The organism is Paracoccus subflavus (assembly GCF_004310345.1).
GTDB lineage: Bacteria > Pseudomonadota > Alphaproteobacteria > Rhodobacterales > Rhodobacteraceae > Paracoccus > Paracoccus subflavus.
Genome location: NZ_SISK01000001.1, coordinates 368,197 through 391,141, shown reverse-complemented (window position 1 = coordinate 391,141; position 22,945 = coordinate 368,197). Strand labels below are relative to the sequence as shown.

The following is a 22,945-nucleotide window of genomic DNA, read 5'->3' as shown; positions in this document are numbered from 1 at the left end:
ACGGCCATAATCCGGGAACGGATCACCCGCAAGTTTCACGTATTTTCGGCTTGCACCCCATCACGCGCTTGGCTATTCACCCCCACACAGTTGGGGCGTGGCCAAGTGGTAAGGCATCGGTTTTTGGTACCGTGTACCGTAGGTTCGAATCCTACCGCCCCAGCCATTATTTGTGGCAAGACCTTGTAATTGCCGCTGATTTTCCCATAAGGCTCCAGTCAGACACGGGGTTTGAACCCGGTCATGTAAAATTGTCCGCAGCAGTCGTGCTGGGCCGGGTCACGCTTTGTCACCAAGGTCGTTGGGCAGGTGCCGCTGGTGATGGATGGGAACAGCCCGCCAAGCAGAATTCGAGCAGGTTCAACCATGTGCAAGAGAACCCGGAGGCGGGCCAGACTCTTCGGGACCGTCTATCTGCTCACGCAGAGAATGGCGCTTCATTTTCCGCCACCCCCCATCGCCGCCGACAGTTCCGCCGCTGCAGCCGCAACCACGGCGCCCAGCGTCTTGACGTGTTCATAGCCGATGCGATGGGACGGACCGCTGACGCTGACGCCGGCCACGGCGTCGCCCGTCATGTCAAAAACCGGGGCGGCGATGCAGCGCATTCCCCGTGTCCGTTCCTCATCGTCGAAGGCAAAGCCGCGGGCGCGGATCCGGGTCATGTCTTCGGAAATGGCCTCGATTGTGACAAGCGTCTTGTCAGTGAACCGGGTCAGGCCGGCACCGTCCAGAGAGCTGCGCAGAACCTCGGGCCGGCCAAAGGCCAGCAGCGCCTTGCCGATGCCCGAGGCGTGCAGCGGCGACCGCGTTCCGGGCGGGAAGAAGGCGCGGATCGTTTCATGCGTTTCGGCCTGGCTGACGAACAGCACCGCGTCGCCGTTCAGGATGCCCAGGTTCGCGGTTTCCCCGGTATGTTCCATCAGCGCGCGCAGGATCGGGCGGGCGCGTTCCACGATGCCCGACCGGCGCATGAATGCCGATCCCAGCCGAAAGGTCGCGGGTCCGATGTTCCAGGCCTGCGTGGCCGGATCGCTTTCCACCATGCCGCGCGATGCCAGAGAATGCAGCAGCCGATGCACGGTCGAAGGCGACTGCTCGATCCGCTCGGCCACTTCGCTGAGGGTAAGACCGGGATGGGCGGCCAGCAGGTCCAGCATGTCAAGCGCCCGGTCCAGAACCTGCACCGTGCCTGGTGATTCCTTGGCGCTGCGGGGACGGCCCCGGCGGCGGGTCGGTTCAGACATTTTTGCCCTTTTCTAAAGAATACATTTTCAAAACCGCGAAAATCGCAAGCGCGGCCTGAAAAATACCAAGTCCATGGCCACGTTGGTCGATTCTGCTTTTAGCGTCAAAATGGAAATCTTTTCCAGAAAAATTGTGACATCTGGTCGCAACCGCTATGCTGCGCGTATCAGAGGAGGAACCGCCATGACCAGCCAGAATCCCGTGTTCATTCCCGGACCCACCAATATCCCCGAGGTGCTGCGCAAGGCCGTGGACATGCCCACGATCGATCATCGCAGTCCGGTTTTCGGAAAGATCCTGCATCCGGCGCTGGACGGGGTGAAACAGGTGCTGAAGACCACGCAGGGGCAGGTCTTCGTGTTTCCCTCGACCGGGACGGGCGGCTGGGAAACGGCGATCACCAATACGCTCTCGCCCGGCGACAAGGTTCTGGCGACCCGCAACGGCATGTTCAGCCACCGCTGGATCGACATGTGCCAGCGCCACGGGCTGGACGTGCAGGTCGTCGATCAGGAATGGGGCGAGGGGGTTCCCGCCGACCGGCTCGAGGAGATCCTGACCGCCGACAAGGCGCACGAGATCAAGGTCGTCCTGGCCACGCACAACGAAACCGCCACCGGCGTGCGCAGCGACATCGCCGCCGTCCGCCGCGCGCTGGACAATGCCGGTCATCCGGCGCTGCTGTTCGTGGACGGGGTGTCGTCGATTGCCTGCTATGATTTCCGCATGGACGACTGGGGCGTCGATATCGCCGTGACCGGCAGCCAGAAGGGCTTCATGCTGCCCCCCGGCCTTGCCATCCTCGGCTTTTCGCCCAAGGCCATGGCGGCGGTGGAAACGGCCGGGCTGCCGCGCACCTTTTTCGATATCCGTGACCAGGCGCGCGGCTATGCCGCCAACGGCTATCCCTATACCCCGCCGGTCGGGCTGCTGAACGGGCTGAACGTCGCCTGCCAGATGCTGCTTGACGAGGGGCTGGAGAATGTCTTTGCCCGCCACCACCGCATCGCCGAAGGCGTCCGCCGCGCCGTCGCGGCCTGGGGGATGCAGCTTTGCGCCAAGCGGCCGGACCTGTATTCCGACAGCGTCAGCGCGATCCGCGTGCCCGAAGGGTTCGACGCCAACACGATCGTCAGCCACGCGCTGAACGCCTATGGTGTGGCCTTCGGCACGGGCCTGGGCGATGTCGCGGGCAAGGTGTTCCGCATCGGCCACCTGGGCAGCCTGACCGACGTGATGGCGCTGTCGGGCATCGCCACGGCGGAAATGGTCATGGCCGACCTGGGCCTGCCGGTGACGCTGGGCAGCGGCGTCGCCGCCGCGCAGGACCATTACCGCCGCAGCGCCACCGCCATGCAAAAGGCTGCGTGATGAGGGACGCCATGTACATCCCGACCTATCAGGACATGCTGGAGGCGCACGACCGCATCCAGCCCCATATCCGCCGCACCCCGGTCCGCATCTCGGACTATCTGAACGAGCTGACCGGGGCACGACTGTTCTTCAAGTGCGAGAACTTCCAGGAGCCGGGGGCCTTCAAGGTCCGCGGCGCTGCCAACGCGGTCTTCGGGCTGGACGACGCGCAGGCCGCCAAGGGGGTGGCGACCCATTCGTCGGGCAACCATGCGTCCTGTCTGTCCTATGCCGCGATGCGGCGGGGCATCCCCTGCAACGTGGTCATGCCGCGCACCGCGCCGCAGGCCAAAAAGGATACCGTGCGCCGCTATGGCGGGGTGATCACGGAATGCGAGCCCTCGACCAGTTCGCGCGAGGAAACATTCGCCCAGGTGCAGGCGGCGACGGGCGGCGATTTCGTCCATCCCTACAACGATCCGCGGGTGATCGCGGGGCAGGGCACCTGTTCGCGCGAATTCATGGAACAGACCGACGGGCTGGACATGGTCGTGGCCCCGATCGGCGGCGGCGGCATGATTTCCGGCACCTGCCTGACGCTGGCGACGCTGGCGCCGGAAACCAAGGTCATCGCGGCCGAGCCCGAGCAAGCCGACGACGCCTATCGCAGCTTCAAGGCCGGCCACATCATCGCCGACGACGCGCCCAAGACCATCGCCGATGGGTTGCTGGTTCCGCTGAAGGATCTGACCTGGCATTTCGTCAGCAACCACGTGTCCGAAATCTACACGGCCTCCGACGCCGAGATCATCGACGCGATGAAGCTGATCTGGAAGCACCTGCGCGTGGTGATGGAACCCAGCAGCGCGGTGCCGCTGGCCACCGTCCTGAAGAACCGCGACGCCTTCGCCGGCAAGCGCGTCGGCATCATCATCACCGGCGGCAATGTCGATCTTGACAGGCTGCCCTGGATCCAAGGAGCGCAATCATGAACGCACCCATCAAGTCGAATGGCGTGAACTTCGACAATCTGGAAGTCGGCTTCGACGTGCCCGCGCTGCCGGGCATGGATGAAAAGGACATCCAGACACCCTGCCTGATCCTGGATCTGGACGCCCTGGAGCGCAATATCAGGAAGATGGGTGATTACGCCAAGGCGCACGGGATGCGCCACCGCGCCCACGGCAAGATGCACAAATCCGTGGACGTGCTGAAATTGCAGGAAAGCCTCGGCGGTGCGGTCGGCGTCTGCTGCCAGAAGGTCAGCGAGGCCGAGGTGTTCGTGCGCGGCGGCATCAGGGATGTGCTGGTCAGCAATCAGGTGCGCGATCCGTTGAAGATCGACCGTCTGGCCCGCCTGCCCAAGCTGGGCAGCCGGATCATCGTGTGCGTCGATGATCTGGCCAATGTGGCGGACCTGTCGGCTGCGGCGCAAAAGCACGGCACCACCATCGAATGCTTTGTCGAGATCGACTGCGGCGCGGGCCGCTGCGGCGTCAAGACCACCGATGCGGTAGTCGAGATCGCCACGGCCATCGACGCGGCGCCGGGGCTGAAATTCACCGGGATCCAAGCCTATCAGGGCGCGATGCAGCACATCGACAGCTTTGAGGAACGCAAGGCCAGGCTGGACGCGGCCATCGCCCAGGTCAAGGATGCGGTCGAGGGTCTGAAGGCCGCCGGGCTGGAGCCGGAACTGGTATCGGGCGGCGGCACCGGCAGCTATTATTTCGAAAGCAACTCGGGCGTTTACAACGAATTGCAGTGCGGCAGCTATGCCTTCATGGATGCCGACTATGGCCGTATCCATGACAAGGACGGCAAGCGCATCGATCAGGGGGAATGGGAAAATGCCCTGTTCATCCTGACCAGCGTCATGTCCCACGCCAAGCCCGACAAGGCCATCGTGGACGCGGGCCTCAAGGCCCAGTCGGTCGATAGCGGCCTGCCCGTCATCTATGGTCGCGACGACGTCAAATACGTCAAGTGCAGCGACGAACACGGGGTTGTGGACGATCCGAACGGCGTGCTGAAGGTCAATGACAAGCTGCGGCTGGTGCCCGGCCACTGCGATCCGACCTGCAACGTCCATGACTGGTATGTGGGCGTCAGGAACGGCAAGGTCGAAACCCTGTGGCCGGTGTCGGCACGCGGGAAGGCCTACTGATGTGGGTCGTTCCCGAGAGTGAGATCGCCGGTCTGATGACCCCCGAGGCCGCGTTCGAGGCGGTCGAGGCGGTCTTTGCCGCCATGGCGCGCGGGGATGCCCGAAACTTCCCCGTGGTGCGCGAGGCGATCGGCCACGAGGACGCGCTTTATGGCTTCAAGGGGGGCTTCGACGGCGCGGGGATGACGCTTGGCCTGAAGGCCGGGGGCTATTGGCCCAACAACCAGAAACGCGGGCTGATCAACCACCAGTCCACCGTGTTCCTGTTCGACCCCGATACCGGCCGCGTGTCGGCAGCGGTTGGAGGCAACCTGTTGACCGCCCTGCGCACGGCTGCGGCCAGCGCCGTCAGCAGCAAGTATCTGGCCCCGCAAGGCGCCAGGGTGCTAGGCATGATCGGGGCCGGCCACCAGTCGGCGTTCCAGATGCGCGCCGCCGTGCGGTTCGGACAGTTCGAAAAGGTCATCGGCTGGAACCCGAATCCCGAGATGCTGTCCCGCCTGGCCGACACCGCCGCCGAACTGGGCCTGCCGTTCGAGGCGGTGGACCTGCCGCAACTGGGGACCGAGGCGGATGTCATCATCAGCATCACCTCGGCCTTTGAACCCTTGCTGCTGGACGAGCATGTCACGGGCCCGACCCATATCGCGGCGATGGGCACCGACACCAGGGGCAAACAGGAACTGGACCCGGCGCTGGTCGCCCGCGCGCGCCTGTTTACCGACGAGGTTGCCCAATCGGTCAGCATCGGCGAATTCCAGCATGTCGCGGCGCAGAAAACCGTATCCGCGAACGACATCACCGCGCTAGGCCATGTCATTCTTGGCAACCATCCGGGGCGCGGCGATGCAGAGGTCACGATCTTCGACGGGACGGGCGTGGGCTTGCAGGATCTGGCCGTCGCATCCGCCGTCGTCAAACTGGCAAAGCAGCAGGGGAAGGCGATCCAGATCGAGATCTGAACGAAGCAAGGCATCCGTGGAAGGGGAGGTCCGCCATGTCTGAAGCAACCTATGGGGAAGGGGTTCATCCGGTCGATGAAATCCTTCCCGCCCCCAGGCTTTTCACGCTTGGGTTCCAGCATGTGCTGGTCATGTATGCGGGCGCCATCGCGGTGCCCTTGATCGTGGGTCGCGCGCTGCAACTGCCGCCCGAGGAGGTGGCGTTCCTGATTTCCGCCGACCTGTTCGTCTGCGGCATCGTGTCGATGATCCAGAGCCTGGGTGCGACCCAGTATTTCGGCATCAAGCTGCCGGTGATGATGGGCGTGACCTTTGCCTCGGTCGGGCCGATGGTGGCGGTTGCCACATCGCTGCCCGGCCATGACGGCGCGCGCGCCCTGTTCGGGGCGATCATCGCGGCAGGGGTGATCGGCATCGCCATCGCGCCCTTCATCAGCCGGATGCTGCGGTTCTTTCCGCCGGTCGTGACCGGCACGCTGATCCTGACCATCGGCATCAGCCTGATGCCCATCGGGATCAACTGGATCTTCGGTCTTCAGGTCGGGCCGACCGCGCCCAGGATCGTGGACCCGGAAGCGGTGGCGTGGCTGGAAACCGCGCGTGCCGCAGGCAATGTCCCGGCCAGCGTGACCCTAGCGCCGACGGTGCAGAACCCCGCTTACGCATCCGGACGCAACATCATGATCGCGCTGCTGGTGCTGGGCACGATCCTGCTGGTTTCCCGCTATGCCAGGGGCTTCATGGCCAATATCGCGGTGCTGCTGGGCATCGTCGTGGGCGGGGTCGTCGCGGCCATGCTGGGGATGATGAATTTCGACAAGGTCGGTGCCGCCGACTGGTTCGCAGTCATAAAGCCGTTCCATTTCGGAATGCCGGCCTTTGATCCGGTCATGATCGCCACCATGGTGCTGGTCATGCTGGTCACGATGATCGAATCCACCGGCATGTTCCTGGCGCTGTCCGACATCTGCAAGAAGCCGATGGACCAGAAATCGCTGGCCGCCGGCCTGCGCGCGGACGGGCTGGGCACGGCCATCGGCGGCATCTTCAACACCTTCCCCTATACGTCCTTCAGCCAGAACGTCGGTCTGGTGGGCGTCACCGGCATCCGGTCGCGGTTCGTCTGCGTGGCGGGGGGCGCGATCATGATCGTGCTGGGCCTGATCCCCAAGATGGGCGCCTTGGTCGAAAGTCTGCCGACCACCGTTCTGGGCGGCGCGGGGTTGGTGATGTTCGGCATGGTGGCGTCGACCGGTGTGCGCATCCTGGCGCGCGTGGATTTCGCGACCAACCGCCACAATCTGTTCATCGTGGCCATCTCCATCGGCATGGGGATGATCCCGCTGGTGGCGCCGAACTTCAACCAGTGGATGCCGCACGCGATCCATCCGCTGATCCATTCCGGCATCCTCTTGGCGGCGATCTCAGCGGTGGCTCTGAACTGGTTCTACAACGGTGCCGCCCGCGCCAACGAGGACGACATCCGGGCCGCCGGCAGCGTCGCCGACCACTGAGGCCTCCGGTTGTTCCGCACCATCGGCGCGGCGGGTGAAAGCCCGCCGCGTCTGGCATTGCCGGTGCCGGGCAACCCGCCGGGGGATTTTATACCAGACTTATAGACTGCCTTGCTTTCGGCCCCACTCGCCGCCGGATGCCGGGATCGGTTATTCATGTTTCTGCAAGAATAGGGAAAGGGTGATGATGCCAGGATACCTGACGACGCATGTGCTGGACACCGCGCGCGGCCGTCCGGCCGAGGGAATGGAGATCGTGCTGTTCCGCCTGGACGGCCCCCGGCGGACCGAGCTTGCCCGGCTGCGCACCAACCATGACGGCCGCACCGACCGCCAGATCCTGCCGGCGGCGGATTTCGCGACCGGCACCTATGAACTGGAATTCCACGCGGGCGCCTGGATGGACGCCACGGGGGTGGATGCCGAAAGCCCGCGGTTCCTGGACGTGATCCCGATCCGTTTCGGCATGTCGCAGGACGACCATTATCACGTCCCGCTGCTGGTATCGCCCTTTGGCTATTCGACCTATCGGGGAAGCTGAATACCATGCTGCACCTTGTCCCCGACCAGATCGTTTTGTGGGAATGGCTGGCCTTTGCCGTCCGCTGGACCCATGTCATCACCGCCATAGCCTGGATCGGCAGCTCGTTCTATTTCGTGGCGCTGGACCTGGGGCTGACCAAGGCGCCTGGCCTGCCCAAGGGCGCGCATGGCGAGGAGTGGCAGGTCCATGGCGGCGGCTTCTATCACATCAACAAGTACCTGGTCGCCCCGGACAGGATGCCCGAGCATCTGACTTGGTTCAAATGGGAAAGCTATGCGACCTGGCTGTCGGGCGCCGCGCTTCTGATGGTCGTCTACTGGGCGGGCGCGAACCTGTATCTGATCGACACCGCCAAGGCCGATCTGGCGACCTGGCAGGCGATCCTGATCTCGGCCGGGTCGCTGGCGCTGGGATGGCTGATCTACGACACGCTGTGCAAGTCGCCGCTGGGGGAAACCCCGACTGTGCTGATGCTGCTGCTGTTCGTGGCGCTGGTGGCCATGGGCTGGGGCTATACGCAGGTCTTCACTGGCCGGGCCGCGCTGCTGCATCTGGGTGCCTTCACCGCCACGATCATGACGGCTAATGTGTTCTTCATCATCATGCCGAACCAGCGGATCGTGGTGGCGGATCTGAAAGCCGGGCGCGCGCCCGATCCGAAATTCGGCAAGATCGCCAAGCTGCGGTCTACGCATAACAACTATCTGACGCTGCCGGTCATCTTCCTGATGCTGTCCAACCACTATCCGCTGGCCTTCGCCAGCCAGTACAACTGGCTGATCGCGGCGCTGATCTTTCTGATGGGCGTGACCATCCGGCATTTCTTCAACACCATGCACGCCCGCAAGGGAATGCTTTGGTGGACCTGGGCCGTCACGGTGGTCCTGTTCATCATGGTGATGTGGCTGTCCTCGGCCGGCCTGAACCAGGACAGGTTGGACCAAGCCGAGGCCCGGCCCCTGACCCCGGTCGAGACCCGCTTTGCCGAGGCCGAGGGGTTCGGGCAGGTCAGCGACATCGTGATGGGCCGTTGTTCGATGTGTCATGCCCGCGAGCCGGGATATGAGGGAATTTACCACGCGCCCAAGGGCGTGTTTCTGGAAACCCCCGCCGATATCGCAAAATACGCGCGCGAGATTTACATCCAGTCCGGCCTGACCAACGCCATGCCCCCCGCCAACGTCACCTTTATGGAGCCGGAGGAACGCGCGCAGGTGATCCGCTGGTTCCGGCAGGCGGGTGGTGCGGATCTGGCGGAGCTGCAGCCGCCCCATTGACGGAAGGCGCGACAAGAACCTGGAACCCTTGGTCTGCGCAACCTTGCCTGGCCTGTACCATCCAAGCCCGCGTTATTCTGGGGCTTCTGCGTCGCAACAACCCAACGAGGAAAGGGTGAGAGGCTGGACAACGACCCAAGCGGGGCTCGTTACGGCTGCTTCCTTCCGGACCTGACCGGGTTGGCGAGGCGCCTGCCCGCGCCAACCTCTCACCCCGTCAGATAATGCGGGACCGGGGGCGATGCAACCCCGTTACAGATGCAGCCGCACCTGCGCAAAGCCATCCTCGGTCCGGCCTGCGTCCTCGATCCGGAGGCCGCTGTCGCCGGCAATGTCCGGCAGCAGGGAAAGACCGGCCGGGCTGGTCTGGAGGATGACGGTGGTGCCCGGCATCGGGACAAAGAGCCAGGACGGCGCCGCGTCGATGTCGATCCGTCGGCGGCGCCTCAGATAGTTTCGGATCACCTCGGGCGTCCTGGGACCGGGGGGCAGGACGCACTGCCGGGACGCGACAAGGGTTGAAAACAGGCCGTGGCTGGCCAGGCGGTACGAGTTTGTGGCCAGCACGAACAGGTCGTCATCCGCCAGCGGGCGGCCGCGCCACAGCGCGTTGCGGATCCGGCTGGCGCCTGTGGCCGTGCCATCCATGCGGAATGCAGCCGGCTGGGACAGGTCCACCTGCCAGCAAAGCCCCTGGATCACATCGAACTGATAGGCCGGAAAGCGCGGATCGGCCAGCATCTGATCCGCCTGTCCCGGCACGATCCGGTTGAAAAGACTGGCCGAACGTTCGAGCCAGGCCCGCAGTTCGGCACCCGACAGGGCCAAGGCGCAGATCCGGTTGGGAAAGGGATAGATGTCCGCCAGATTGGCCTGTGACAGGCGTCCGGGCCCCACATCGGTATAATGGAGCGGCCCGCTGCGCCCGCCTGCCCGAAACGGTGCCGCCGCAGACAGCACCGGCACCCCCTCGAACGTTGTTCCGCGCAGGCTTTTGCGCACATGCCAACGCTGCGCCATGTTGACCAGGGCAGACACGGGGTCCACCCCCGCCAGGGCGAAATGGCTGCTGATCCGTCGGCCGCTGCGGGCGATCGGCGTGTTCAGTCGCGACACTGTCTTGCGATGCGTGGGAGCGACGGCCTTCACGATGGCGGGCGCGACCGGGACATCCAAGCTTGTGACGACCTCGCAGCGTGCCAGGGCGCCTGCCACGCGCCATTCCTGCCAGGGGCCCCGTTCCAGCCACAGGTCGATGACCCCGAGATGAGAGCCGCCAAAGCCGGGCATGACGGCGGGTTTGCCTTCCAGGGTTCCGGCGATGGCATCGATCCCGGGGGCCGAGGCCATGCCGCTGCCGGGAAAGACCTCATGGGTATGACCGGCGACAATGGCGTCGATCCCGTCCACCAGGGCCAGTTCGACCGCGACATTCTCGGCCCCCGGAGTCCAGGGGCGGTGCGAGATGCCGCTATGGGCCAGGGCGATCACAAGATCCGCGCCCTGCGCCCGGATTTCCGGCACAAGCCGGCGCGCCGTCAGCAGGATGTCGTCGCAGGCCATGCGCCGGCCCAGATCGCTGTCCCAGGCCGTCGTCTGCGGCGGCAGGAACCCGATCACCCCGATTCGCAGATCGATCGGCTTTCCGCGATCAGAGCGAAGCCGGCGGTTCAGGATCACATATTTCAGGAAATCCGGCTTGCCCCTGACCTGCAGATTGGCCGCAAGCAAGGGGAAACGCGCCTGGCGGGCAACGGATTGCAGCAGGTCTATTCCGAAAGCGAAGTCATGGTTGCCGATCGCCGCCGCGTCGTATCCCATGAGATTCATGGCGGTAATGGCGGGATGGTCGTGGCGCGTGTTCAGCACGGCCTGTTCACCCAGAGGCGTGCCTTGCAGGAAATCCCCGTTATCGACCAGCAGGACATTCGGCGCCGACCGTCTGTGCCGTTCGATCAGCGAGGCGGCTTGCGCCAAGCTGCCGCGGTCGCAGGGGTTCCCCGACAGATAATCATGGGGCAGCAGCTTCATGTGAAGATCGGTCGTGGCCAGAATGCGCAATGCAACGCCGTCCTGCGTATCGGCGCTGGCCGGACCGAACCCCTGGAGATCGCCGTTCCCGTCTGGCATCCGCCCCTCGTCCGAAATCGCCGCGGTTTGTATTCGGGCCATTGGACCAGCGTAGCGACACAAGGTGATTCACTCAACCCTAGATTGCAAAATCCAAGGCGGTTTCCGGTTTGTTCACGAAAACCGGGTAGGGATGGGAATCACCGGACCCGACATTCACCAGATTTAATCCTTGGGCGTGACGATGACACCTGTTTTCACCCTTCAAACGAATAATGCCGGGCATTTGTCTGTGGATATTCCGGCGGCCATTCGCGCATGAAATTTTTCACCCGCGTCGATACGGATCTGCCCGCAGGCAGTCTGTTCGATCTCCTCGCCAATTTTTCGCGCAGTGAACGGGCCCTTGCGGCCTGCGGGGCTATGCTGCGCCGGATCGACCCTGCGGCCGAACCTGGCACCGGGGCGGGGTGGACCGTGACCTTCACCTGGCGGGGCCGGCCTCGGTTTTTGCGTCTCAGGGTGGCCCGGCTGGTGCGGCCGTCGCAACTGGTGCTGGCCGGCGGATCCGATCAGTTCGACCTGCGTGTCGCGATGACGGTTATGGCACTGGGCCGCGAACGGTCGCGCCTGCTGTGCGAAACCGTTGTCTGTCCGCTGACAATGCGCGCAAGGCTGCTGGTGCAGATGGCCCGGCTTGCCAGGGCCGACCTGGACCGGGGCCATGACCGTCGGATTGCCGACTATGTCGCGCATCTGCGCGCAGCCTATGCCCCCCGGTCCCCCTGCCGCTGCGCCTCGCGAAGGGGATCTGCCGGATACACGCCCAGCATATCCAGCGACGATGTGAAATAGCCCAGCTCTTCCAGGGCCATTTGCAGGGCCGGGTCTTCGGGATGACCTTCGACATCGGCATAGAACTGGGTGGCCGTGAAGACGCCATCGACCATGTAGCTTTCCAGCTTGGTCATGTTGACGCCGTTGGTCGCAAAGCCGCCCATCGCCTTGTAGAGGGCGGCGGGAATGTTGCGCACGCGAAAGACGAAACTGGTCAGCATCCGGTCCGACCGGCGGCTGTAATCGGGCTGGCGCGACATGATCAGAAAGCGCGTGGTGTTGTTCTGCCGGTCCTCGATCTGATCGGCCAGGCGGTCCAGGCCGTATATCTCGGCCGCCAGGGGGGCGGCCAGGGCGGCCACCGACGGATCGCCTCGCGATGCGACCTCCTTGGCTGACCCTGCGGTGTCGGCGCCCGTCACGGCGCGGATGTTGTGCCGGCGCAGAAAGCTGCGGCATTGGCCCAGCAGAACGGTATGGCTCATCGCCTCGCGCACCTGGGTTAAGGAGGTGCCGGGGACCGCAAGCAGACTGATATGGACGCGGACAAAGGCCTCGTCGATGATGTGCAGGCCGGATTCGGGCAGCAGGTGGTGGATGTCGGCGACCCGGCCATAGGTCGAATTTTCGACCGGCAGCATCGCCAGATCGGCCTGGTGGCTGCGGACCGCCTCGATCACGTCCTCGAAGGTGCGGCAGGGCAGCGCCTCCATGCCGGGGCGGGCCTTGCGGCAGGCCTCGTGGCTGTAGGCCCCGGGCTCGCCCTGAAAGGCGATGCGGTTGGTCGTGGTCGTCATGCCGCCATCCGAAATTTGAAACCTGGCGCGGTAACTATACCTTGAACCTTCAAAGCGAAAGCGGATACATACCCGACGAATTGACGAGCTTACCAAGCGGGGATCGCACGCGATGTTCAACACCATGACCGTGACTAAGGCCGCCGGCGCGCTGATCGGCGCGCTGCTGTTTCTGATGCTGGCCAACTGGATGGCAAGCTCGCTGTATCACGTGGGCTCTGCCGAACACGGTGAAGGGGAAGAGGTCGCCCAGGCCTATGCCATCCCGGTCGAGGAGGCCGGCGGCGAGGAGGAAGCGGTGGAGGAGGAGATCGACTTTGCCGCGCTGCTGGCCTCGGCCGATGCCGCCGCGGGGGAACAAGGGTTCGGCAAGTGCCGCGCCTGCCACAAGCTGGACGGAACCGATGGCGTGGGTCCGCATCTGAACGGCGTGGTGGGCCGCGCCGTGGCCGGGGTGGAGGGCTTCAACTATTCCGCCGGGATGGTGGAACACGCCGCAGTCGATCCGGCCTGGACGCCCGAGGCGCTGCAGGCGTTTCTGGCCGATCCCAAGGGATATGTGCCCGGCACCAAGATGTCCTTTGCCGGGATCGACGATCCCCAGGACCGGGCGGATATCGTTGCCTATCTGCAAGCCCAGCCCTGAGCCGGGGACGTTTCCTCTGACCGGGCGCATCGCAGGATGCGCCCTTTTTCGTTGTCCTCGGGGCGGGCGCTTCACGAAATCGCGGCTTGATCGTGTCCCCGGCGCTGGCCTAGCGTGCAGGGCAGTGTCCCGACCGGAGTTCGCCCGATGCGCCGCCTTGCCCTGATCGCCCTTCTTGCCCTTGCCCCGGCCACCGCCGTCTTGTCGCAGGAGAACGCCGCGCCAGAAGGGAACGAAACCGTTATCAAGACCCATGCCATCGCCTTGTTCGGCGAACCCGCATTGCCCGCCGACTTTCCGCACTATCCGTATGTGAACCCCGACGCGCCCAAGGGGGGCGAGATTTCCTTCGGCGCGGTCGGTGGATTCGACAGCTATAATCCCTTTACCCATCGGGGCCGGGCCATTGCCCTGTCGGTGATCCAGCTTGAACGGCTGATGGACAGCCCGGCGGACGAACTGGGCGTGGACTACTGTCTTTTGTGCGAAACGCTGGAATATCCCCAAAGCAAGGACTGGGTGATCTTCAACCTGCGCCCCGAGGCCAGGTTCAGCGATGGAACGCCTCTGACCGCGCATGACGTTCTGTTCAGCTTTGAAACCCTGCGCGACAAGGGCCTGTCGTCCTTCCGCATGGCGATGCAGCAGATGGTCGCCAAGGCCGAGGTGCTGGACGATCAGCGCATCAGGTTCACCTTTGCCGAGGGCTATCCCCGCCGTGACGTGATTTCCCAGATGGGCAGCCAGATCGTCTTTTCCAAGAAGGATTTCGAGGATAACGACCGCGATCTGGAGCAGAGCACGAACATCCCGTATGTCGGCTCGGGCCCCTATATGTTCGACCGCGCCGACATGGGCCGAACCCTGGTGGTCAAGCGCAACCCGGACTATTGGGGCAAGGATCTGCCCATCAACCGGGGCCGCTTCAACTTCGACCGGATTCGCTATGAAATGTTTGGCGATTTTGACGGCGCATTCGAAGCGTTCAAGGCCGGAGAATATACTTTCCGCAACGAAACATCATCGATGCACTGGTCCACGCGCTATGACTTTCCCGCGCTGTCGTCGGGGGCCGTGGTGCGCGAGACGCTGCCCGACGGGCAGATCGCCAGCGGCGACGCCTGGGTGTTCAACCTGCGGCGCGAAAAGTTCCAGGACATCCGCGTGCGCGAAGCGATCGGGCTGATGTTCAACTTTGAATGGACCAACCAGACGCTGCTTTATGGCCTTGAAACGCGGGTCAATTCCTTTTGGGACAACAGCGAATTCCGCGCCGACGGCCCGCCCTCGGCCGCGGAACTGGCATTGCTGGAACCGGTCGCGGCCGATCTGCCCGCGGGCATCCTGACCGACGATGCCGTGGTCCAGCCCACCGGGGGCGAACGCCAGCTTGACCGCCAGAACATGCGCCGTGCGATGGCGCTGCTGGACGAGGCGGGCTGGACCGTGGGCAGCGACGGCAAGCGTCGCAACGCCGATGGCGAGCCGCTGACGGTCGAGATCCTGAACGACGACGTGGGCAACGACCGGATCATCAATCCATTCGTCCAGAACCTGCAGGCCATCGGCATCGAGGCCGTAAATCGCCGCGTGGACAATGCCGAGATGCAGCAGCGCACCCGATCCAAGGATTTCGACATGGTCGAGGATTCGCTGGGCCAGTCCTATGCCATCGGCGGCTATGCCGGCCAGGTTTTCGGGTCCGAGGACGTGGATGACGTGTTCAACCCGATGGGTCTGGCGAATCCCGCGATCGACAGGCTGCTGGAACTGGGCCAGCAGGCCGAAACGCAGGAAGACAATGTCGTCGCCATCAAGGCGTTGGACCGCGCGCTGCGCAGCCTGCGGTTCTGGGTGCCCAAGTGGTACAAGGCGGAATACACGCTTGCCTATTACGACATGTATCGCCACCCCGACGCCATGCCGCCCTATGCGCTTGGCACGCTGGATTTCTGGTGGGCGGATGCGGCGCGAGAGGCGGAACTGAAGGCCAGCGGCGCGATCCGGTGACAGGGCAGGGTTGATTTTCCGGCGATCCCGCCCGACAAGGGCCGGACAAGGGAAACGGGGCCGCAAAGGCCCGGAAGGGACGGGGCAATCCCATGGGCGCCTATATCCTGCGGCGGCTTCTGCTGATCATCCCGACACTGATCGGGATCATGGTGGTGAACTTCACGCTGACGCAATTCGTGCCGGGCGGACCCATCGAACAGATCGCCGCCCAGGTCCAGGGGGCGGGCGACGCCTTCAGCAACATCTCGGGTGCGGGGACAGGCGGCGATACCGGCGTGGTCGAGGGGTATGAGGGCGCGCGGGGCCTGCCGCCGGAATTCATCGCGCAACTGGAAAAGGAATTCGGCTTCGACAAGCCACCCTTGCAGCGATTCCTGACGATGATGGGCAATTACCTGACCTTCGATTTCGGAACAAGCTGGTTCAGGTCCATCAGCGTGATCGACCTTGTGCTGGAAAAGATGCCGGTATCCATCACCTTGGGGTTGTGGTCCACGCTGCTGGCCTATCTCATCTCGATCCCGCTGGGCATCCGTAAGGCCACGCGCGACGGGACGCGCTTCGACACCTGGACCTCGGCCGTGATCATCATGGCCTATGCGATCCCGGCCTTCCTGTTCGCGGTGCTGCTGATGGTGCTGTTCGCGGGCGGCAGCTATTGGCAGATCTTCCCCCTGCGCGGGCTGACCAGCGACAATTTCGCCGACCTGACCCTGTGGGGCAAGATCAAGGACTATGCCTGGCACGCCACACTGCCGGTCATCGCCTCGACCATTTCCAGCTTTGCGACCCTGACCCTGCTGACCAAGAACAGTTTTCTGGACGAGATCAACAAGCAGTACGTGATGACCGCCCGCGCCAAGGGCCTGACCGAAAGCCGGGTTCTTTACGGCCATGTCTTTCGCAACGCCATGCTGATCGTGATCGCTGGCTTTCCGGCGATGTTCCTGGGCGTGTTCTTCGGGGCATCGATCCTGATCGAGACGATCTTTTCGCTGGACGGCCTGGGTCGCCTGGGGTTCGAGGCCGCGGTGCAGCGCGATTATCCGGTGATCTTCGGCACGCTCTATGTCTTTGGCCTGATGTCGCTGGTCGTGGGGATCCTGTCGGACATGATGTATGTCTTTGTCGATCCGCGCATCGACTTTGAATCAAGGGCCGGATGATGGCGCTGTCCGAACTCAATCGCCGCCGCTGGCGCAATTTCCGCAGGAATGGCCGGGCTTTCTGGTCTTTGGTGATCTTTTCGGTGCTGTTCGTTCTGGCCATGTGCGCCGAGATCGTGGCGAACGACAAACCCATCGTGGCCAGCTATCGCGGCGAACTGGTTTTCCCGGCCTATAATTTCTATCCCGAAACGGCCTTTGGCGGCGATTTCCAGACCGAAGCGATCTATACCGATCCCGCGGTGCAATGCCTGATCGTGACCGGCGGCAGCCCCGATTGCTGGGACACGCCCGAGGATCTGATCGCCGCCGTGGACGCGGGCAGTAGCAACATCCCCAAGGACGAGCAGGGCTGGATGATCTGGCCGCCGATCCCGTTCCATTATTCCACCATCAACAACGTGGGCAGCGCCCCGAGCCCCCCCGATGCCACGCATTGGCTTGGCACCGACGACACCGCGCGCGACGTGCTGGCCCGCGTGATCTATGGCTTCCGCATCTCGATCCTGTTCACGCTGATCGTGACGGTGGTGGCATCCGTCGTGGGCATCGCTGCGGGCGCGATCCAGGGATATTTCGGCGGCAGGACCGACCTGGTGTTCCAGCGCCTGTTAGAGATATGGGCATCCACCCCGTCGCTCTATGTCATCATCATCCTGTTCGCGATCCTGGGGCGCAGCTTCTGGCTGCTGGTGTTCGTGACGATCCTGTTCGGCTGGCCCGCCCTGGTGGGCGTGGTGCGCGCCGAATTCCTGCGGGCGCGGAACTTCGAATATGTCCGTGCCGCCCGCGCCCTGGGGGTGGGGGACCGCACCATCATGTTCCGCCACATCCTGCCCAATGCGATGGTCGCCACGCTGACCATGCTGCCCTTCGTGGTGACCGGCACGATCAGCGGGCTGGCGGCCCTGGACTATCTTGGCTACGGCCTGCCGGCATCCGCGCCCTCGCTGGGCGAACTGGCCTTGCAGGCCAAGCAGAACCTTCAGGCGCCCTGGCTGGCCTTCACCGCCTTTTTCACCTTCGCCATCATGCTGTCGCTGCTGGTCTTTATCTTCGAGGGCGTGCGCGACGCCTTTGACCCGCGAAAGACGTTCAAATGACCAACGACCTGACGCCCCTCATTCCCGCCCCCGGCGCCCCCGCCGCCGTGGCCGAGGGGCACGGCGTGCAAATGCCGGGTCAGGGACAGGGCCATGCCGCCCCGTCCCCCGACAGCGATGCGGTTCTGGCGGTGCGCGACCTGCGCATCGGTTTTCGCCAGGAAGGCCGCATCGTGCCCGCCGTCAAGGGCGTCAGCTTTCACATCGGCAGGGGCGAAACGGTTGCACTGGTCGGCGAATCCGGGTCGGGCAAGTCGGTGACCGCGCTGTCCACCGTGCGCCTGCTGGGCGATTCCGCCGTCGTCGACGGGTCGGTGAAATACGCGGGCCGAGAGATGGTCGGCGCCCCCGACCGCGTGCTGCGCGACATTCGCGGCGACGATATCAGCTTTGTCTTTCAGGAACCGATGACCTCGCTGAACCCGCTGCATACGCTGGAAAAGCAACTGGGGGAAAGCCTGGCGCTGCATCAGGGGCTGACGGGCGCCAGGGCGCGGGCGCGGATCGTGGACCTGCTGACCCGCGTGGGCATCCGCGACCCCGAAAGCCGTCTGGCCGATTACCCGCACCAACTGTCGGGCGGCCAACGCCAGCGGGTGATGATCGCCATGGCCCTGGCGAACGGTCCCGAACTGCTGATCGCGGACGAACCAACCACGGCGCTTGACGTGACGATCCAGGCGCAGATCCTTGATCTTCTGGCGGAACTCAAGGCCGACGAAGGATTGTCGATGCTGTTCATCAGCCACGATCTGGGTATCGTGCGCCGTATCGCCGACCGCGTCTGCGTGATGAAGGACGGCGAGATCGTCGAGCAGGGACCGGTCGAGGCGATCTTCACCGACCCCCGACACGATTATACCCGCAAGTTGCTGGCCGCCGAACCCACCGGCACCGCCGATCCCGTCCCCGCTGACGCGGAAACCATGGTCGAGACGCGCGACCTCAGGGTCTGGTTTCCGGTCCAGCGGGGACTGCTGCGCAAGACCGTGGGCCATGTGAAGGCCGTGAACAGCGCCACCCTGTCCGTGCGGGCGGGCGAAACCCTGGGCATCGTCGGCGAATCCGGGTCTGGCAAGACCACGCTTGCCCTGGCCATCATGCGCCTGATCCCCAGCGACGGCCCGATCCTGTTCATGGGCCAGGATATCGCCCGCTGGCAGTCCAGGCAGTTGCGCCGCCTGCGCCGCGACATGCAGATCGTGTTCCAGGACCCGTTCGGCAGCCTGTCGCCGCGCATGACCGTGGAACAGATCATCGCCGAGGGCCTGTGCGTGCACGGCGTCGAAAAGGGTCGCGACCGCCGCGCCATGGTGGCCGAGATCATGGCCGAGGTCGGGCTGAACCCCGACATGATGCACCGCTATCCGCACGAATTTTCCGGTGGCCAGCGTCAGCGGATCGCCATCGCCCGTGCGATGATCCTGCGCCCCAAGGTGGTGGTGCTGGACGAACCGACATCGGCCCTGGACATGACGGTGCAGGTCCAGATCGTCCAGTTGCTGCGCGGCTTGCAGCGGAAATACGGCCTGGCCTTCCTGTTCATCAGCCATGACCTGCGCGTGGTTCGGGCCATGTCGCACAAGATCATGGTGATGCGCGCGGGAGAGGTTGTGGAACAGGGCACGACCGCGCAGATTTTCGACGATCCGCAACACGACTATACGCGAACGCTGCTTGCGGCGGCGTTCCGCGACCATCATCGATGAAGATCCTGTTCGTCCACCAGAATTTCCCCGGCCAGTTTCCGCATCTTGCCCCCGCCCTGGCCGCGCGCGGCCATCAGGTCCTGGCCCTGACGGACGAGACGAACAGCCGGCCGAGCCCGGTCCCGACCGTCCGCTACAAGACCCCCGAGCCAGCACCGGCCGGCGGTCTGGGGCGCAGCTATGCAAACCATGCCGAACGCGGTTATCTGGCCGCGCGGGGCGCGCGAGTGCTGCGGGACCGGCACGGCTTTGTGCCCGACGTGATCCTGGGCCATTCCGGCTGGGGCGAGACGCTGTTCCTGCGCGAAATCTGGCCCGAGGCCCGGCTGCTGGTCTATGCCGAGCTTCTGTATCGCACCCGCGGGCACGATGTCGGCTTCGATCCCGCCATTCAGGACAACACCGACGAGATGCGGATAACGACCCTGGCCCGCAGCGCCCACCTGATCCAGGGCATCGTTCAGGCCGATGCGGCGATCGCGCCCACCAGGTATCAGGCCGACAGCTTTCCCCCCGAACTGCGGGGCAAGATCACCGTCATCCACGACGGCATCGACACCGCCCGCGTCTGCCCGAATCCGACCGCGTGCCTGACCCTGCCCGGCGGGCAGGGCCTGCGCGCGGGGGACGAGGTTCTGTCCTATGTCAGCCGGTCGCTGGAACCCTATCGCGGTTTCCACATCTTCATGCGTGCCTTGCCCGATGTCCTGGCCGCCCGCCCGCAGGCCCAAGTCGTCCTGATCGGCGCCGAAGGCATCAGCTATGGCAGCTCCCCCAGGGACGGCGGCACCTGGAAGGCGCGGATGCTGGCGGAACTGGGCGACCGGCTGGATCTGTCGCGGGTGCATTTCCTGGGCCGCGTGCCCTATGCGGACTATCTGTCGCTGATCCAGACGGCGCGTGTGCATTGCTACCTCACCTATCCCTTCGTGCTGTCCTGGTCCCTGGCCGAGGCGATGGCGGCGGGCAGCTATGTCGTGGCATCCGACACCGAACCCGTGCGCGAACTGATCCGGGACGGCGAAAACGGCCGTCTGGTGCCGTTCTTCGACCTGCCCGCGCTGTCCGCCGCGCTGATCCGGGGTCTTGCGGGCGATCCCGATGCCGGCCGTCTGCGGGCCGCCGCGCGCCAGACGATCCGGGACGGCTATGACCTGCACCGCCACAGCCTGCCGCGCCAGATCGCATGGGTGGAAAGCTTTGCGCCGATGGGCTAGATCCGGCCCACGATTTGCATGAGGCGCCCCATGGTCGAAATCCGGCTGACGAACACCCGCACCCGCAGGAAGGACCCGTTCCAGCCGCTGGACCCGCAAAACGTGCGCCTGTACCTGTGCGGCCCGACCGTCTATGACCGCGCGCATCTGGGCAATGCCCGGCCGGTGCTGGTGTTCGACGTGCTGGTGCGACTTCTACGCCATGTTTATGGTGAGGGTGCAGTGACTTACGTGCGCAACTTCACCGATGTGGACGACAAGATCAACGCCCGCGCCGCCGCCACGGGCCGCACCATCCGCGAGATCACCGACGAGACGATCGCCTGGTATCACGACGACATGGACGCCCTGGGCGCGCTGCGGCCGGACCATGAACCCCGCGCGACGGAATTCATCCCACAGATGGTGGCCATGATCGGGCACCTGATCGAACGCGGCCATGCCTATGCAGCCGAGGGCCATGTCCTGTTCGACGTGCGGTCATTCCCCGCCTATGGCCGGCTGTCGGGCCGGTCCGTCGACGACATGATCGCCGGCGCGCGGGTCGAGGTCGCGCCCTTCAAGCGCGATCCGATGGATTTCGTGCTATGGAAACCGTCCGGTGCCGACCAGCCCGGCTGGGACAGCCCCTGGGGCCGGGGCCGCCCCGGCTGGCACATCGAATGTTCCGCCATGTCCGAGGCGCTGCTGGGACCAAGCTTCGACATCCACGGCGGCGGCATCGACCTGCAATTCCCGCATCACGAGAACGAGGTTGCCCAAAGCTGCTGCGCCCGCCCCGAGGCGTCCTTTGCCAATGTCTGGCTGCACAACGAGATGCTGCAGGTCGAGGGCAAGAAGATGTCCAAGTCTCTGGGCAACTTCTTCACGGTGCGGGATTTGCTGGACCAGGGCGTGCCGGGCGAGGTGATCCGGTTCGTGATGCTGTCCACGCATTATCGCAAGCCGATGGACTGGACGGAAGCGAAGGCGCGCGAGGCTGAACGGCATATTGAAAAGTGGTTCTACGCACTGGTGCACGCGGGATACAGCCGCAGCATGGTAAGGGTTCTTAAAGAGGGCGGGGCTTGGAAGCCGTTAGACGCCGTCGTCGATGCGCTGGCAAACGATCTAAACACATCTGGCGCGCTGGCCGCATTGCATGAGTTTGACCTGAGCGGTCGTGCTGTCCAATTGGCGCCCTTTGCAGCATCGCTGGACTTGCTCGGTTTTGTTTCTGATTGGGACGAAATCGGCAGCATTGCAAGAATAGGTGTCAGCAGTGTGGGAGATCATCCTGCTAATGAGCGGGTTGCGATGTTACTACTGGCTCGGCAGGAAGCAAAGCGCATGAAGGATTTTGCAACTGCGGACCGGATTCGCAAGGCACTGCAAGACGTTGGCGTGGAGTTGCGTGACATGCCGGGCGGCGGTTACTCCTTTAGCCTTCCAGCGGATTTTGATGAACGCAAGCTGGATGAATTGATCCGTTGATGCGTGCAAAGGTCTTTTCATGACCCTTGCCGCTTGCACGGATCTGGTGCGGACCCACGACCCCGACCGCTTCGGCGCCACTCTGGTGGCCGATCCCCCCGATCGCCCCGGCCTGATAACCCTTTACGCCCTGAACCTCGAGATTGCCCGCGCGCCGTTCCAGTCGGCCGAGCCGATGCTGGCCGAGATGCGGTTGCAGTGGTGGATTGACCGGCTGGCCGGTATGGGAGAGGGCAAGCCGCCGCCGCTGCACGATGTGCTGACCCCCTTGTGGGATGCCTGGGGCCGGGATGCTGGCGGCCTTGTTCCCCTGGCCGAGGCGCGACGCCGCGACTGCGCCCGAGAGCCTTTGGCCGATCCGCAGGCGGTCGTGTCCTACGTGAACGATACGAACGGGCGGCTGATGTGGGCCGCGGTGCAGCGCCTGGGCGCCGCCGAGGATGCGCGGGCCGTGGTGGCCGATCAGGCGCTTGGGGCGGGGCTGACCGCCTGGCTGCGGGCGCTGCCGCGATTGCAGACCATGGGTCTGGGCCTGAAACACCCCGATCCCGGTGATGCCGCGATGCTGGCGACCATTGCACGGGACGCGCTGCGCCGCGCGGCCCGGTCGCGCCTTCTGCTGCCCAAACGGGCAGCCGCCGCGCTGTATCCCGGCCCGGGCGTGATGCCGTTCCTGGCCGGCATCATTAGGGGAAACATCAACTGCCTTGAGGAAGTCACTGAAATCACGCTGTTCCAACGCCGCGCCTCATTGGCGCTGCTGGCGCTGACCGGCCGGTGGTGGCGCTAGGACGGGGCCCCTGCTCGAACCATAAACCCTCTTTTCACCCTTTCGCCGATATGAAAGGA

19 protein-coding genes, 1 tRNA gene and 1 other RNA gene are annotated in these 22,945 nt (G+C 64.4%); 17 read left to right on the top strand and 4 right to left on the bottom strand.

Going from position 1 to position 22,945, the window contains the following annotated elements:
• Positions 1 to 91: 91 nt before the first annotated feature.
• Positions 92 to 166, top strand: a tRNA-Gln gene (locus EYE42_RS01955).
• A 271-nt stretch (positions 167 to 437) separates the two neighbouring features.
• Here the strand turns inward: EYE42_RS01955 and bhcR are convergent.
• The gene (gene bhcR, locus EYE42_RS01950) at positions 438 to 1,247 is read right to left on the bottom strand and encodes an HTH-type transcriptional regulator BhcR (protein WP_130989611.1); all 810 of its coding nucleotides are present in this window, start codon (positions 1,245 to 1,247) and stop codon (positions 438 to 440) included.
• A gap of 184 nt (positions 1,248 to 1,431) precedes the next feature.
• On the opposite strand from bhcR, the gene bhcA reads away from it, so the two are divergent.
• From bhcA to EYE42_RS01915, 7 genes are all read left to right on the top strand, one after another.
• The gene (gene bhcA, locus EYE42_RS01945; protein ID WP_130989610.1) at positions 1,432 to 2,619 is read left to right on the top strand and encodes an L-aspartate--glyoxylate aminotransferase BhcA; all 1,188 of its coding nucleotides are present in this window, start codon (positions 1,432 to 1,434) and stop codon (positions 2,617 to 2,619) included.
• Positions 2,619 to 3,593: a beta-hydroxyaspartate dehydratase BhcB gene (gene bhcB / locus EYE42_RS01940; protein ID WP_130989609.1), complete on the top strand. Its 975-nt coding sequence runs from the start codon at positions 2,619 to 2,621 to the stop codon at positions 3,591 to 3,593. The genes bhcA and bhcB overlap by 1 nt, the downstream gene beginning before the upstream one ends.
• The gene (bhcC, locus tag EYE42_RS01935; protein WP_130989608.1) at positions 3,590 to 4,768 is read left to right on the top strand and encodes a 3-hydroxy-D-aspartate aldolase BhcC; all 1,179 of its coding nucleotides are present in this window, start codon (positions 3,590 to 3,592) and stop codon (positions 4,766 to 4,768) included. The genes bhcB and bhcC overlap by 4 nt, the downstream gene beginning before the upstream one ends.
• Positions 4,768 to 5,730: an iminosuccinate reductase BhcD gene (bhcD, locus tag EYE42_RS01930; protein WP_130989607.1), complete on the top strand. Its 963-nt coding sequence runs from the start codon at positions 4,768 to 4,770 to the stop codon at positions 5,728 to 5,730. The genes bhcC and bhcD overlap by 1 nt, the downstream gene beginning before the upstream one ends.
• A gap of 35 nt (positions 5,731 to 5,765) precedes the next feature.
• A complete protein-coding gene (locus EYE42_RS01925) occupies positions 5,766 to 7,244 on the top strand; it encodes a nucleobase:cation symporter-2 family protein (RefSeq protein WP_130989606.1) in 1,479 nt (492 codons plus the stop codon).
• A gap of 187 nt (positions 7,245 to 7,431) precedes the next feature.
• Positions 7,432 to 7,785: a hydroxyisourate hydrolase gene (gene uraH, locus EYE42_RS01920; protein WP_130989838.1), complete on the top strand. Its 354-nt coding sequence runs from the start codon at positions 7,432 to 7,434 to the stop codon at positions 7,783 to 7,785.
• Positions 7,786 to 7,790: 5 nt separating this feature from the next.
• Positions 7,791 to 9,065, top strand: coding sequence for a urate hydroxylase PuuD (locus EYE42_RS01915; RefSeq protein WP_130989605.1), 1,275 nt, complete (start codon positions 7,791 to 7,793; stop codon positions 9,063 to 9,065).
• Positions 9,066 to 9,179: 114 nt separating this feature from the next.
• Here the strand turns inward: EYE42_RS01915 and ffs are convergent.
• An RNA gene (gene ffs / locus EYE42_RS01910) (signal recognition particle sRNA small type) lies at positions 9,180 to 9,276 on the bottom strand.
• A gap of 41 nt (positions 9,277 to 9,317) precedes the next feature.
• Positions 9,318 to 11,195 carry a bifunctional 2',3'-cyclic-nucleotide 2'-phosphodiesterase/3'-nucleotidase gene (locus EYE42_RS01905; protein ID WP_130989604.1) on the bottom strand — a complete coding sequence of 626 codons (1,878 nt, stop codon included), beginning with the start codon at positions 11,193 to 11,195 and terminating at the stop codon, positions 9,318 to 9,320.
• A gap of 258 nt (positions 11,196 to 11,453) precedes the next feature.
• Between EYE42_RS01905 and EYE42_RS01900 the strand changes: the two genes are divergently transcribed.
• On the top strand, positions 11,454 to 11,990 hold the full coding sequence (locus EYE42_RS01900) for a hypothetical protein (RefSeq protein WP_211657881.1): 537 nt from the start codon (positions 11,454 to 11,456) through the stop codon (positions 11,988 to 11,990).
• On the opposite strand, the gene EYE42_RS01895 is transcribed toward EYE42_RS01900, so the two are convergent.
• Complete coding sequence (locus tag EYE42_RS01895) at positions 11,903 to 12,769, bottom strand: prephenate dehydratase (protein ID WP_130989603.1); 867 nt, start codon at positions 12,767 to 12,769, stop codon at positions 11,903 to 11,905. The genes EYE42_RS01900 and EYE42_RS01895 overlap by 88 nt on opposite strands.
• Before the next feature lie 112 nt (positions 12,770 to 12,881).
• On the opposite strand from EYE42_RS01895, the gene EYE42_RS01890 reads away from it, so the two are divergent.
• The 8 genes from EYE42_RS01890 to EYE42_RS01855 all read left to right on the top strand — a co-directional run bounded on the left by EYE42_RS01890 (position 12,882) and on the right by EYE42_RS01855 (position 22,886).
• Positions 12,882 to 13,415 (top strand): c-type cytochrome, encoded by a 534-nt coding sequence (locus EYE42_RS01890; RefSeq protein WP_130989602.1) that lies wholly within the window; start codon positions 12,882 to 12,884, stop codon positions 13,413 to 13,415.
• A 147-nt stretch (positions 13,416 to 13,562) separates the two neighbouring features.
• Positions 13,563 to 15,425, top strand: coding sequence for an extracellular solute-binding protein (locus tag EYE42_RS01885; RefSeq protein ID WP_130989601.1), 1,863 nt, complete (start codon positions 13,563 to 13,565; stop codon positions 15,423 to 15,425).
• A 92-nt stretch (positions 15,426 to 15,517) separates the two neighbouring features.
• Entirely contained in the window at positions 15,518 to 16,594 is a 1,077-nt protein-coding gene (locus tag EYE42_RS01880) for a microcin C ABC transporter permease YejB (RefSeq protein ID WP_130989600.1), read from the top strand.
• Complete coding sequence (locus EYE42_RS01875) at positions 16,594 to 17,697, top strand: ABC transporter permease (RefSeq protein WP_130989837.1); 1,104 nt, start codon at positions 16,594 to 16,596, stop codon at positions 17,695 to 17,697. The genes EYE42_RS01880 and EYE42_RS01875 overlap by 1 nt, the downstream gene beginning before the upstream one ends.
• A 71-nt stretch (positions 17,698 to 17,768) precedes the next feature.
• Positions 17,769 to 19,406: an ABC transporter ATP-binding protein gene (locus EYE42_RS01870; protein WP_130989836.1), complete on the top strand. Its 1,638-nt coding sequence runs from the start codon at positions 17,769 to 17,771 to the stop codon at positions 19,404 to 19,406.
• Positions 19,403 to 20,623, top strand: coding sequence for a glycosyltransferase (locus tag EYE42_RS01865; RefSeq protein ID WP_130989599.1), 1,221 nt, complete (start codon positions 19,403 to 19,405; stop codon positions 20,621 to 20,623). The genes EYE42_RS01870 and EYE42_RS01865 overlap by 4 nt, the downstream gene beginning before the upstream one ends.
• 30 nt (positions 20,624 to 20,653) lie before the next feature.
• Positions 20,654 to 22,096: a cysteine--tRNA ligase gene (cysS, locus tag EYE42_RS01860; protein ID WP_130989598.1), complete on the top strand. Its 1,443-nt coding sequence runs from the start codon at positions 20,654 to 20,656 to the stop codon at positions 22,094 to 22,096.
• 19 nt (positions 22,097 to 22,115) lie between these two features.
• Positions 22,116 to 22,886: a squalene/phytoene synthase family protein gene (locus EYE42_RS01855; protein ID WP_130989597.1), complete on the top strand. Its 771-nt coding sequence runs from the start codon at positions 22,116 to 22,118 to the stop codon at positions 22,884 to 22,886.
• Positions 22,887 to 22,945 lie beyond the last annotated feature (59 nt).